Source organism: Micromonospora sp. NPDC005172, assembly GCF_040608555.1.
Classification (GTDB): Bacteria; Actinomycetota; Actinomycetes; order Mycobacteriales; family Micromonosporaceae; genus Micromonospora.
Window position 1 is genome coordinate 156,431 of record NZ_JBEXIL010000012.1, and the last position, 12,053, is coordinate 168,483.

The 12,053-nt window shown below is 71.8% G+C and carries 15 protein-coding genes; 9 read left to right on the forward strand and 6 right to left on the reverse strand.

Features of this window, described 5'->3' with window-relative positions; all coding sequences use genetic code 11:
- Positions 1–18: 18 nt before the first annotated feature.
- A complete protein-coding gene (locus ABZV06_RS11385; protein WP_355620551.1) occupies positions 19–498 on the reverse strand; it encodes a DUF6232 family protein in 480 nt (159 codons plus the stop codon).
- 98 nt (positions 499–596) lie between these two features.
- Between ABZV06_RS11385 and ABZV06_RS11390 the strand changes: the two genes are divergently transcribed.
- Complete coding sequence (locus tag ABZV06_RS11390; protein ID WP_355232915.1) at positions 597–1,370, forward strand: enoyl-CoA hydratase-related protein; 774 nt, start codon at positions 597–599, stop codon at positions 1,368–1,370.
- Positions 1,371–1,463: 93 nt separating this feature from the next.
- Complete coding sequence (locus ABZV06_RS11395) at positions 1,464–3,086, forward strand: acetolactate synthase (RefSeq protein ID WP_355232916.1); 1,623 nt, start codon at positions 1,464–1,466, stop codon at positions 3,084–3,086.
- A gap of 48 nt (positions 3,087–3,134) precedes the next feature.
- Here the strand turns inward: ABZV06_RS11395 and ABZV06_RS11400 are convergent, their stop codons facing one another.
- From ABZV06_RS11400 to ABZV06_RS11410, 3 genes are read right to left on the reverse strand one after another with little or no spacing between them, the layout of a single operon-like run.
- A complete protein-coding gene (locus ABZV06_RS11400; protein ID WP_355620554.1) occupies positions 3,135–3,551 on the reverse strand; it encodes a PLD nuclease N-terminal domain-containing protein in 417 nt (138 codons plus the stop codon).
- Positions 3,552–3,578: 27 nt separating this feature from the next.
- On the reverse strand, positions 3,579–3,884 hold the full coding sequence (locus ABZV06_RS11405) for a DUF202 domain-containing protein (protein ID WP_355620557.1): 306 nt from the start codon (positions 3,882–3,884) through the stop codon (positions 3,579–3,581).
- Positions 3,881–4,273, reverse strand: coding sequence for a DUF202 domain-containing protein (locus ABZV06_RS11410; RefSeq protein WP_355232919.1), 393 nt, complete (start codon positions 4,271–4,273; stop codon positions 3,881–3,883). Before ABZV06_RS11410 ends, ABZV06_RS11405 begins: the two co-directional genes overlap by 4 nt.
- Positions 4,274–4,315: 42 nt before the next feature.
- On the opposite strand from ABZV06_RS11410, the gene ABZV06_RS11415 reads away from it, so the two are divergent.
- The 4 genes from ABZV06_RS11415 to ABZV06_RS11430 all read left to right on the forward strand — a co-directional run bounded on the left by ABZV06_RS11415 (position 4,316) and on the right by ABZV06_RS11430 (position 7,464).
- Entirely contained in the window at positions 4,316–5,113 is a 798-nt protein-coding gene (locus ABZV06_RS11415; protein WP_355620560.1) for a GNAT family N-acetyltransferase, read from the forward strand.
- The gene (locus tag ABZV06_RS11420; RefSeq protein ID WP_355620563.1) at positions 5,110–5,523 is read left to right on the forward strand and encodes a hypothetical protein; all 414 of its coding nucleotides are present in this window, start codon (positions 5,110–5,112) and stop codon (positions 5,521–5,523) included. Before ABZV06_RS11415 ends, ABZV06_RS11420 begins: the two co-directional genes overlap by 4 nt.
- Before the next feature lie 187 nt (positions 5,524–5,710).
- A complete protein-coding gene (locus ABZV06_RS11425) occupies positions 5,711–6,490 on the forward strand; it encodes an electron transfer flavoprotein subunit beta/FixA family protein (RefSeq protein ID WP_344357351.1) in 780 nt (259 codons plus the stop codon).
- A 14-nt stretch (positions 6,491–6,504) separates the two neighbouring features.
- Positions 6,505–7,464, forward strand: a complete 960-nt coding sequence (locus ABZV06_RS11430; protein WP_355232922.1) for an electron transfer flavoprotein subunit alpha/FixB family protein — start codon at positions 6,505–6,507, stop codon at positions 7,462–7,464.
- A gap of 94 nt (positions 7,465–7,558) precedes the next feature.
- Here ABZV06_RS11430 and ABZV06_RS11435 read toward each other — a convergent pair whose 3' ends face one another.
- Complete coding sequence (locus tag ABZV06_RS11435; RefSeq protein ID WP_355233088.1) at positions 7,559–8,359, reverse strand: anti-sigma factor; 801 nt, start codon at positions 8,357–8,359, stop codon at positions 7,559–7,561.
- Positions 8,313–8,915 (reverse strand): sigma-70 family RNA polymerase sigma factor, encoded by a 603-nt coding sequence (locus ABZV06_RS11440; protein ID WP_355232923.1) that lies wholly within the window; start codon positions 8,913–8,915, stop codon positions 8,313–8,315. The genes ABZV06_RS11435 and ABZV06_RS11440 overlap by 47 nt, the downstream gene beginning before the upstream one ends.
- Before the next feature lie 230 nt (positions 8,916–9,145).
- On the opposite strand from ABZV06_RS11440, the gene ABZV06_RS11445 reads away from it, so the two are divergent.
- The 3 genes from ABZV06_RS11445 to ABZV06_RS11455 all read left to right on the forward strand — a co-directional run bounded on the left by ABZV06_RS11445 (position 9,146) and on the right by ABZV06_RS11455 (position 11,921).
- Positions 9,146–9,976, forward strand: a complete 831-nt coding sequence (locus ABZV06_RS11445) for a DUF4397 domain-containing protein (RefSeq protein WP_355620566.1) — start codon at positions 9,146–9,148, stop codon at positions 9,974–9,976.
- Positions 9,973–10,638 (forward strand): class F sortase, encoded by a 666-nt coding sequence (locus ABZV06_RS11450; RefSeq protein WP_355232925.1) that lies wholly within the window; start codon positions 9,973–9,975, stop codon positions 10,636–10,638. The genes ABZV06_RS11445 and ABZV06_RS11450 overlap by 4 nt, the downstream gene beginning before the upstream one ends.
- Positions 10,639–10,745: 107 nt before the next feature.
- On the forward strand, positions 10,746–11,921 hold the full coding sequence (locus ABZV06_RS11455; RefSeq protein ID WP_355232926.1) for a cysteine desulfurase family protein: 1,176 nt from the start codon (positions 10,746–10,748) through the stop codon (positions 11,919–11,921).
- The last annotated feature ends 132 nt before the right edge of the window (positions 11,922–12,053 follow it).

Sequence of the window (12,053 nt, forward strand, 5' to 3'; positions counted from 1 at the left end):
GAGGGCGGGGGAGGGCGGCTAGCGTCGGGCGGCGGGGCGGGCGGGTTGCGTCGCCTCCATGGCGCGCTGCATCGCCCGGTAGATCTGCCCGAAGCGCAGCGCGTCGCCGGTGCGCAGCAGCCGTACCGGCTGCCCCCGCCAGCGGGCCCAGATCTCCAGTTGGCGGCTGCCCTTGGCGTACGAACGGTCCAGGTGTTCGAAGAGGAAGTCGGCGACCGGGCCGACGGCCAGCCCGACCAGCACCGAGGCGCCCACGATCGCGATCGTCACGGTGGGTGATCGGTGCAGCCAGACGGCCACGCCGATCCCGAGTACCGCCGCGATCAGCGGACCGGCCAGCGCGGCGCCGATCGCGCCCCGCCCGGCGAGCACGCGCCAGGAGCGGCTGCCGCGCCGGTGCCAGACCATGGTGATCTCGGTCAGCGAGTAGCTGCGGCCGTCGACCTGGACAGCGGTGGAGGTGACCCGTACCGACCTGTCGTCGTAAAAAGTGATCATGGCTGGACTCCCGCCCGAGGGGCTGACACCACAGTACTTACCCCAACGAGCCGGGTCGTAAGGTTGGCACGCGACTTCGACGAGGAAGTGAGGGCAGCGTGGGCGAGTTCGTTCGGCTGGAGACCACTGACGGCATCGGCACGATCCGGCTGGAGCGGCCGCCGATGAACGCGCTCAACACCCAGGTGCAGGAGGAGTTGCGCGCCGCCGCCACGGCGGCCACCGCCGATCCCGAGGTCCGTGCCGTCATCGTGTACGGCGGGGAGAAGGTCTTCGCCGCCGGGGCGGACATCAAGCAGATGGCCGACATGTCCTACGTGGACATGGCCGATCGTGCGGCGGCCCTGTCCAGCGCGCTCGGCGCGATCGCCCGGATTCCGAAGCCCGTGGTGGCCGCGATCACCGGGTACGCCCTCGGCGGCGGCTGCGAGCTGGCGCTGGCCTGTGACTGGCGGGTGGTCGCCGAGGACGCGAAGCTCGGCCAGCCGGAGATCAAGCTGGGCATCATCCCCGGCGCGGGCGGTACGCAGCGGCTGGCCCGTCTGGTGGGTCCGGCGCGGGCGAAGGATCTGATCATGTCGGGGCGGATGGTGGACGCCCAGGAGGCGCTGCGGATCGGTCTGGCCGACCGGGTCGTACCGGCCGGCGAGGTGTACGACGCGGCGGTCGCGCTCGTCACGCCGTACCTCAGCGGGCCTGTGCAGGCGCTGCGCGCGGCGAAGCTGGCGGTCGACGGCGGCCTGGACATGGACCTGAACTCGGGCCTGGCCTGGGAGAGTCAGCTCTTCGCGGCGCTGTTCGCGACCGACGACCGGCGCGAGGGCATGACTGCGTTCGTCGAGAAGCGCAAGCCGGACTTCACCGGTCGCTGACGACCGGGCCGACGGCGAACCGAGAACGGTTCACATTGTGCCTACCGGCCAGTAGCGTGTGACGTCGGCCAGGTTCGACGAGAAGGAGCGGCGATGACGGAGCGGATCGAAGGTCACGGCGGGGAACTCGCACTCGCGGCATTGCGGGCGCACGGGGTGCGTGAGATGTTCACCCTCTCCGGTGGCCACGTCTTTCCGCTCTACGACGCCGCGCACAAGACCGACTTCCCGATCTACGACGTGCGGCACGAGCAGTCGGCGGTCTTCGCTGCCGAGGCGGTGGCGAAGCTCCAGCGTCGCCCCGGTCTCGCCGTCCTCACGGCCGGCCCGGGTGTCACCAATGGCATCTCGGGCATGACCAGCGCCTTCTTCAACGCGTCCCCGGTGCTGGTGCTCGGTGGTCGCGCGCCCGCGTTCCGCTGGGGCTCGGGCAGCCTCCAGGAGATGGACCACCTGCCGCTGGTCGCCCCGGTCACCAAGCACGCCGAGACGGTCTTCAGCACCGACGACATCCCGCGTGCGGTGGACGCCGCCCTCACCGCCGCGCTCACCCCGCACCGCGGCCCGGTCTTCCTCGACTTCCCGTTGGAGACGGTCTTCTCGGTTGCCGACGCGGACCTGCCCGCGCCGACCGGCGTCGACGTCGTCGAGCCGGACCCGGACGAGGTCAGCCGGGCCGCCACACTGATCGCCGGCGCGCAGCGACCGGTCATCATCGCCGGCTCGGACGTCTACGCCGGCGACGCGGTGGCCGCGCTTCGCGAGGCCGCCGAGGCGTTGCAGGTACCGGTCTTCACCAACGGCATGGGCCGTGGCTCGCTGCCACCGGAGCACCCGCTCGCCTTCGCCAAGGCCCGCCGCGCCGCGCTGTCCGGCGCCGACGTCGTCGTGGTGGTCGGTACTCCGCTGGACTTCCGGCTCAGCTTCGGCGACTTCGGTGACGCCAAGGTGGTACACATCGTCGACGCGCCCAGCCAGCGCGCCACGCACGTGCAGCCCGCCGTGGCCCCCGCCGGCGACCTGCGGCTGATTCTCTCCGCGCTGGCCGACCACGCCGGTGACCGGGCCGACCACACCGACTGGATCGCCGACCTGCGGGTGGCCGAGGACGCGGCGAAGGCGCGGGACGCCGCCGAGATGGCCGCCGAGACCGACCCGATCCGGCCGGCCCGCATCTACGGCGAGCTGCGCCGGGCACTCGCCCCGGACGCGATCACCATCGGTGACGGCGGTGACTTCGTCTCGTACGCCGGGCGCTACCTGGAGCCGTCGCAGCCCGGCACCTGGCTGGACCCGGGCCCGTACGGCTGCCTGGGCACCGGCATGGGCTACGCGATGGGCGCCCGGGTCAGCCACCCGGACCGGCAGATCTGTGTGCTGATGGGCGACGGCGCGGCCGGATTCTCGCTGATGGACGTCGAGTCGCTGGTCCGCCAGAAGCTGCCGGTGGTGATCGTCGTCGGCAACAACGGCATCTGGGGGCTGGAGAAGCACCCGATGCGGGCCATGTACGGCTACGACGTCGCCGCCGACCTCCAGCCGGAGCTGCGCTACGACACGGTGGTCAGCGCGCTCGGCGGTGCGGGGGAGACCGTCGCGAAGGCCACCGACCTCGCGCCGGCGCTGCAACGGGCGTTCGACTCCGGAGTGCCGTACCTGGTCAACGTGCTCACCGACCCGACCGACGCGTACCCCCGCTCGTCGAACCTGGCCTGAGTCGCACCCGCCGCCGTCGCTCCCCGAGGGGGCGACGGCGGCCGGGCCCTAGACCTCCGGTCGGTCGCCCTCACGGGGTGGCTCACCGTCGCGGCGGCGCAGGTCGTCCTCACGCCGCCGTAGATCTTCCTCCCACCGGCGGAAGAGTTCCTCGTCCTGCTGCTTGGCGCGGTCCTGCACGGACCGGAGGAACTCCGGGTCGTCGTCCGGAGCGAGCGGGCGGCGGGACTGCCGCTCGGTGGCGCCGGTGCCGCCCGGCCATGGCCGACGGGCCGGGGTGCCGGGCTCCCGACCGGCGACGAACCAGGCGATCGACCCGACCAGGGGGAAGAACAGGATGATCAGCACCCAGGCGATCCGGGGCAGGGCGCGGATCTGACCCTCCTCGGCGGACAGGCAACTGATCAGCGCGCAGACGGCGAGGACGATCTGCGCCAGGAAGAGGAGAACGTACAGCCGGGCCATGCACCCATCATGGCGCACGCTGTCCCGTCAGCGTAGTCCGCGAATCATCAGCAGCACGCCGAGCAGCGCGAGCCCGACGGTGCCCAGCGCGACCAGCGGTAATGTCCGGCCGCCGGTGCCGGCCTCGCCGACGCCTGTGGCACGGGGCCAGCAGAGCGCGAGCAGGGCACCCCAGACCAGCACGGCAGCGCCGACGACCAGCGCGCCGAACGGCCCGCCGTTCGCCGCCAGCCGGACAGCGAGCGCGGTCACCACGGTCAGCGTCAGCAGGGTGCGCCGCCAGGCCAGCCGGGTCCGCTCCGGTTGCAGCCCCGGGTCGCGTCCGGCGCTCACCGTCCCCCGACCGCCCGGGCCAGGACCGCGAGCACCAGCAGGACGGCGCCCGCGCCCACGGCGAGGGCGAGGACGGCGGGGAAGCGGGAGGCGGGCAGCTCCCGGCCGAGCCGGATGGCCCGTTCGGTACGCGCCCAGTGGTCGACCGCCCGGATCGCGACGGTGCCGCCGAGTAGCAGCAGCGCGACCGCGATGACCTCCCGCAGGTGGCTCATCGGCAGCGGCGGCAGGAACTGTGCGGCGGCCAGCCCCCCGCCGACCAGCGCGAGGCTGGTGCGCAGCCAGGCGAGGAAGGTCCGCTCGTTGGCGAGGGAGAACCGGTAGTCCGGTGTCTCACCGACGGCGCGCGCCTCCGCCGGGTCGAACCAGCGCCTGATCGCTTCCCACACGCTGGGAGATTATCCGCTTCCCCCACGCCTTAGCCTGGTCTGGTGACCGATCTTGATGTGAACACCCTGCGCGCCGCCTACGACAACCAGCTCCGTCCGGAGATCCCGGACCCGGTACCGGCCGGCGTGACCGTCGAGCGGGACGGTCCGCTCGTGCGGATCACCGGGCTCGACGCCGGCGGTTTCCTCACCTACCGCGACCTGGGTGGGCTGACCGGCGATGCGCTGGACGAGCTGATCGCCCGGCAGGTGGCGCTGTTCCGCGAGCGCGGCCAGTCGGTGGAGTGGAAGCTCAACGAGCACGACGAGCCGGCCGACCTGGCGGACCGGCTGCGCGCCGCCGGCTTCGTGCCGGAGGACCGGGAGACCGTCGTGGTCGGGCCGGTCGCGCCGCTGGCCGCCGCACTGCCGGTGACCCCCGAGGGAGTACGCCTGCGTGAGGTGACCGCCCGCGAGGATCTGGAGCGGATCGCCGCCATGGAGGAGGAGGTCTGGCGCCAGGACCGCTCGCACCTGGTGACGGGTCTGGCCAAGGAGATCGACGCCGACCCGAACTCGATCACCGTGGTGGTGGCCGAGGCGGACGGGACGGTGGTGAGCGCCGGTTGGGTGCGGTTCCCGGCGAACACCGGCTTCGCCACCCTCTGGGGCGGTTCGACCCTGCCGCAGTGGCGGCGCAAGGGCATCTACCGGGCGTTGGTCAACTACCGGGCGCGGCTGGCCGAGCAGCGGGGTCGGACGCTCGTGCAGGTCGACTGTTCCGAGGACAGCCGGCCGATCCTCCAGCGACTCGGCCTCGTAGCAGTCACCACCACCACCCCGTACGTCTACACTCCGTGATCATGGAGCAGCGGTTGACCGACGAGGAGCGCCTGACTCTCAAGACGGGCGCGTTCGGCGCTGTCTTCCTGGTCTCGAACGCCGACCCGGGGATGCTGGGCGTGATCCGGGAGAGTGTGGCCGCCTCCGGCGCGCTGGCCGACGCGAGCGGCGTGGTCAAGGACGCGCTGACCACCGGCCCGCTGCCCCGCCTGCCCCGGGACTCCCAGTTGGAGATCGAGTCGGTGGTGCTGCCGGCGCTCGGTCGGGCGGTACGGATCCTGCGGGAGAAGTCCCCGGCCGACGTCGAGGCGTACCGGTCGGTGGTGTTGAACGCCGCGGACCGGGTGGCCCACGCGCACGACGGGGTGGCCCCGGCCGAGGCCGCGGTCATCGACCAGATCCGGGGCGCGCTGGCCGATCCGGCCTGACCACGCCGTACCGGTGACCTGTGTCACTCTGCGTGCCCGGCGGCAGTAACCTACTGGCAGGTAACATTGCGGGCGTGGGCAACTGCACAGCAGCCCACGGTTGACCGGGCGTCGACCGACACGCGAGGCTGCGGCCCAGACCGGGCGAGCCAATCGCAACACCACACAGGAGGGTCGTCGAAGCGCGATGAACATCGTCGTACTCGTCAAGCAGGTGCCCGATTCGGGCGCGGACCGCAACCTGCGCAATGACGACAACACCGTCGACCGCGGTTCGGCGAACAACGTGATCAACGAGATGGACGAGTACGCCATCGAGGAGGCGCTGAAGATCAAGGAGGCGCACGGCGGTGAGGTCACCATCCTGACCATGGGTCCGGACCGGGCGACCGAGTCGATCCGCAAGGCGCTCTCCATGGGCCCGGACAAGGCCGTCCACGTGGTGGACGACGCTCTGCACGGCTCCTGCGCGGTGGCCACCTCGAAGGTGCTCGCCGCCGCCCTCGGTCAGCTCAACGCCGACCTGGTGATCTGCGGCGCCGAGTCCACCGACGGCCGCGTCCAGGTCATGCCGCACATGATCGCCGAGCGGCTCGGCGTCGCGGCGCTCACCGGCGCCCGCAAGCTCACCGTCGACGGCGCGACGCTGACCGTCGAGCGGCAGACCGAGGAGGGCTACGAGGTCGTCACGGCCTCCACGCCGGCCGTGGTCTCCGTGTGGGACACCATCAACGAGCCGCGCTACCCCTCCTTCAAGGGCATCATGGCCGCCAAGAAGAAGCCGGTGCAGACATTCTCCCTGGCCGACCTCGGCGTCGCCCCGACCGAGGTGGGCTTCGACGGCGCGACCAGTGCCGTCGTCGAACACACCAAGCGCCCGCCGCGCTCCGGCGGCGCCAAGATCACCGACGAGGGCGAGGGCGGCGTCAAGCTGGTCGAGTTCCTCGCCACCGAGAAGTTCGTGTGAGAGGGGCTGAAGACATGTCCGAGGTTCTCGTCGTCGTCGAAGCCACCAGGGAATTCGGCGTCAAGAAGGTCACTCTCGAAATGCTCACCCTCGCGCGTGAGCTGGGCACCCCGAGCGCGGTGGTGCTCGGTGGCCCCGGCGCTGCCGAGGCGCTGAGCGCCAAGCTGGGCGAGTACGGCGCGGAGAAGATCTACGCCGCCGAGAGTGACGACATCGACGGCCACCTGGTGGCTCCCAAGGCGACCGTGCTGGCCGAGCTGGTCCAGCGGGTGCAGCCGGCCGCCGTGCTGCTGGCCTCCGCCCAGGAGGGCAAGGAGATCGCCGCCCGGCTCGCCGTCAAGCTCGACAACGGCATCCTGACCGACGTGGTGGGCCTGGACGCCGACGGCACCGCCACCCAGGTCGCCTTCGCCGGCTCCACCATCGTCAAGTCCAAGGTCACCAAGGGACTGCCGCTGGTCACCGTCCGCCCCAACTCGGTCACCCCCGCCCCGGCGGCGGCCACCCCGACGATCGAGCAGCTCACCGTGTCGGTCACCGACACCGACAAGCTGGCCAGGGTCGTCGAGCGGGTCGCCGAGCAGAAGGGCTCCCGGCCCGAGCTGACCGAGGCCGGCATCGTCGTCTCCGGCGGCCGTGGCGTCGGCAACGCCGACAACTTCAAGCTGGTCGAGGAGCTGGCCGACCTGCTCGGCGGTGCCGTCGGCGCGTCCCGGGCGGCCGTCGACTCCGGCTTCTACCCGCACCAGTTCCAGGTGGGTCAGACCGGCAAGACCGTCTCCCCGCAGCTCTATGTGGCGCTCGGCATCTCCGGGGCCATCCAGCACCGGGCCGGCATGCAGACCTCGAAGACGATCGTCGCCGTCAACAAGGACGGCGAGGCGCCGATCTTCGAGCTGGCCGACTTCGGCGTGGTGGGCGACCTGTTCAAGATCGTCCCGCAGGCCGCCGAGGAGATCCGCAAGCGCAAGTGAGCAGGTGACGAAAAGAAGTGGCCGCCCGGAACCGGGCGGCCACTTTTTCGTGGGGAGCTGATCGGCGGGCCGGGGAGCTGAGCCGGCCCGCCGATCAGCCCGTCAGGGTGCCCCTCAACAGGCTGTCGCCGGAGTGGCGGGTGTTGTTGTCGTACTGCTCGGCGGACACGTCGACCACCGAGTAGCTCTTGAGGTCGACGTTCGGGGGTAGGGGCAGCGACGCGTCCGCATCGCCACCCAGGGTGCCGATCGAGAACATCTCCATGGTCGTCGGGTTGATGAGCCAGACCTCGTAGTACCCCGGCACGCGCGGGAGATTCGCCACATGCAGATGTAGTTGGCCGCCCTGCAGGACCCGCGCGTCGCCCTGGGCCGACTTCGGCGTCGAGCCGAACGCCGCCAGCGGCGCGCTGGCCAGCACCGACGGCGTTTTGGCCGGCTCCGGTTCCCTCGGCCGCAGCACCGAAATCGTGCCCACGACACCGATCGCCGCCGCCGCGACGGCGGTCACCGCCGTGGCTGCCCAGCGGGACCAGCCCCGACCCCGGCGGGGCCGGCGCGTCGGGTCCAGTCGGGTGACCCCCTCGGCCGCCGTCGCGCGGGTCTGCCCGGGCACCTGCTGCCGGTCGACGCCGGTCAGGACCGCTACGGGTGCGTGGACCCCGGTGCCCTCGGCCGCCCGGATCTCGGCTTCGATGCCCTGCCAGATGTGCTCCGGCGGGTCGGGCAGGTCACCGAGACCCTGCGTCTCGGTGCCGAGCCCGGCCACCTGCCGCAGGGCCGTCAGTTCCGCGCGGCAGTGCGCGCAGGTGTCGAGGTGGGTGCTCTCCCCGTTGTCCGCATCGCTCTCACCGAGCGCCAGAAAGACCAGCCGCTCGTGCTCCAGGTGCTGCACCATCCACCTCCCATCTGCGTTTCAAGCTCGCCATGCCGCGTCGGATGTGACTTTTCACGGTGCCCAGCGGCACCCCGGTCACCGCGGCGATCTGCTGGTGGGTCAGGTCGTCGTAGAAGGCCAACTCCAACATGCGTCGCTGATCGTCCGGTAGGCGCGCCAGCTCGTCCGCGATCACCAGCCGATCGACCACCCGATCCGGGTCCGGACCGGTCTGCGCCGGTTCGGGCAGCTGCTGGATCGTCTCCACCACCCGTGTCTCCCGCGCCGAGGCCCGCATCCGGTCGATCACCTTGCGCCGGCCGATGCCGAGCAGCCAGCCGACCAACGAGCCCTTGGCCGGGTCGAAGGTGTCCCGGCCCAGCCATGCGCCCACGAATGTCGCCTGGGTCACGTCCTCGGCGTCGGCCCGGTTGGCCAGCATCGAGGTCGCCAGGTGATGGACGGCCCGGCCGTAGCGGTCGTACGCCTCACGCAGCGCCGTCTCGTCACCGGCACCGAAGCGGACCGCGAGGTCGTCCGTCGGTGGGTCGGGTTGCGGGGGCAGCGCCGTCACGGGGCGGCCCACCTTCGATGGGGCATGCCCGACTGTAGCTGCCACAGCCCTCGCCCCACTTTCCCGGTCAAAGTCATCTCACCTGCTCTTCGTCCGCCTCCGGTGCTCCGGATGCGGTCGGGGCGAAGAAAAGAAATCGCGTCGAGAGCGCATCCACCCGTCGCGGAGCCGGCGTAACCCGTTCTGCAAGCCAGGCCTGACGAATCAGCATCAATCACCAGGAGGCAGTCATGCAGCTCTCGTACTTCCGTCGGGTCGCCGCGGGCGGAGCCGTCGCCGCGCTGGCCTTCGCCGGTGTCGGCGCGTTCACCGCCACCCCCGCGTACGCCGCCACGTCGAAGGTCTCCGTCGTCCACGGCATCCCGGACACCCCTGTCGACGTCTACGTCAACGGCAAGAAGACGCTGGACAACTTCAAGCCCGGCGACGTGGCCGGCCCGCTGAGCCTGAAGGAGGGCGAGTACGACATCGCCCTCACCAAGCCCGGCGAGCCGGTCGGCAGCGCGATCCTCAAGGTCGACGACGCCAAGGTGCCGGGCGGGGCGAACATCAGCCTCGCCGCGCACCTCGACGCCGCCGGCAAGCCGAAGATCACGCCGTTCGTGAACGATGTCTCCACAGTCGACGCCGGCAAGGCGCGGCTGATCGTCCGGCACACCGCGGCCGCCCCGGCGGTCGACGTACGGGCCGGCGGCACCCCGGTCTTCAAGGGCCTGACCAACCCGAAGGAGGCCAAGGGCGACGTCGACGCGGGCAAGGTGAAGGCGGACGTGGTGCTGGCCGGCACCGACACCGTGGCCATCGGCCCGGCGGACCTCAACCTCGCCGAGGGCACCGCCACGATCGTCTACGCGATCGGCTCCGCCGAGGGCAAGAGCCTCGACGTGGTGACCCAGACGATCACCGGCCTGCACTCCGCGCCGGGCGGCGTGCCGAGCGGTGACGGTGGCCAGGCGGGTACCGGCGTGGGCACCTGGTGGTACGTGCTCACCGGTGCCGGCGTACTCCTGCTCGTTGCCGGTGGGGCGCGGATGGCGACCGCGCGGACCGGCCGCAGGTGACGGTGCGCGACCGCGGCGCGCTGGCGGCCCTGGCCGCCGGCGTTGCCGCGCTCACCGTCGCCACCCTGGTGGCGTGCAACTCCCAGCCGGCCGGAAACGTCGGCGCCCAGGAGGCGACCGCGCTGGCCAGCGCCTCGCCGTCCATCGCAGCGCCGACCGCTGCGGTCCCTCCGGTTCCGGTGATCGCCGGTGACCTGCCCGCCGGGGCGGAGATCGTCCCGCCGGTGCGGCTGGTCATCTCGGAGATCGGTGTCACCGCCACGGTCAACGCGGTCGGCATCAACGCGCGCACCAACGAGTTCGAGGTGCCCCCCAGCGTCGACCAGGTCGGCTGGTACCGCTACGGCCCCGGCCTGGATGCCGATGCCGGATCGGTGGTCATCGCCGGGCACGTGGACAGCGCCACGCAGGGCAAGGGGGCGTTCTTCCGGCTGCGCGAACTGGACCGGGGCGACACCCTGACCGCTACCGGCAGCGACGGCAAGGCCCGGCGCTACCAGGTCGTCGCCCGGGAGGAGTACGCCAAGACCAGGATCCCGTTGGACCGGTACTTCGCCCGGGACGGCAAGCCCCGGCTGACCCTGATCACCTGCGGTGGTCCGTTCGACGCCAAGGCCCGCAAGTACCGCGACAACATCGTCGTCACTGCGGTGCCCGCCTGAGGGGGCAGCGTCCGCTTCGTGCCGGGGTGGCCGTCCCACCCCGGCACATAGCGTGGAGTCCCCTCCGGCATTCGCCTCCCCAGGCATCGGCCGTACGCTGAAGGGTGATGGCTTACCTGGATCACGCGGCTACCACTCCCATGCTCGACGAGGCACTGGAGGCGTACGTCGCTACCGCCCGCGAGGTCGGCAACGCGTCCTCCCTGCACGCGGCCGGTCGTCGTGCCCGCCGCCGGGTCGAGGAGTCGCGCGAGCGGGTGGCTGCGGTGCTGGGCGCCCGGCCCTCCGAAGTGATCTTCACCGGTGGTGGCACGGAGAGCGACAACCTGGCGGTCAAGGGCATCTTCTGGGCCCGTCGGTCCGCCGGCCCCGACCGTCGACGGGTCATCTCCAGCGCCGTCGAGCACCACGCCGTGCTCGACTCGGTCGACTGGCTGGTCGAGCACGAGAGCGCCGAGGTCGGCTGGCTACCGGTGGACTCCACCGGCCGGCTCGACCCGGACGACCTGCGCGCCGAACTCGACGCGCACGCCGACCAGGTGGCCCTGGTCACCGCGATGTGGGCCAACAACGAGGTCGGCACCCTGCAGCCGGTCGCCGAACTGGCCGCCGTCGCCGCCGAGCACGGAGTGCCGTTCCACACCGACGCCATCCAGGCCGTCGGCCAGGTGCCGGTCGACTTCGCCGCCAGCGGGGCCGCCGCGCTCACCGTCACCGGGCACAAGCTGGGCGGTCCGATCGGGGTGGGCGCCCTGCTGCTCGGCCGGGACGTGGCCGCCGTACCGCTGCTGCACGGCGGCGGCCAGGAGCGCGACGTCCGCTCCGGCACGCTGGACACCGCCGGCATCGTCGCCTTCGCGGTCGCCGTCGAGACGGCGGTCAAGGGCCAGCAGGAGTACGCGGCCCGGGTGGCCGCCCTGCGCGACGACCTGATCGAGCGCGTCCGCAGGGCAGTGCCCGAGGTGATCTACAACGGTGACCCGACCGACCGGCTCCCCGGCAACGCGCACTTCTCCTTCCCGGGCTGTGAGGGCGACGCCCTGCTGCTGCTGCTCGACGCCCACGGCATCGCCTGCTCGACGGGTTCGGCCTGCTCGGCCGGAGTCGCCCAGCCGTCGCACGTGCTGTTGGCGATGGGCGCCGACGACGACCGCGCCCGTTCCTCGCTGCGGTTCACCCTCGGCCACACCAGCACCCAGGCCGACATCGACGCCCTCGTCGCAGCTCTCCCAGCAGCCGTGGAAAGAGCCCGCCGAGCCGCCGCCCACCGAACCCCCCGCTAACCCCCCGCCCCCTCCCGTCCCCTCCCGTCCCTCCCGTCCCTCCCGTCCCCGGCGTGGTCCCGGGGGTCTGTCCCCGTCGATCATGAAGTTATTGCCCTGCTGATCGGCGTGTCGGGGCAATAACTTCATGAT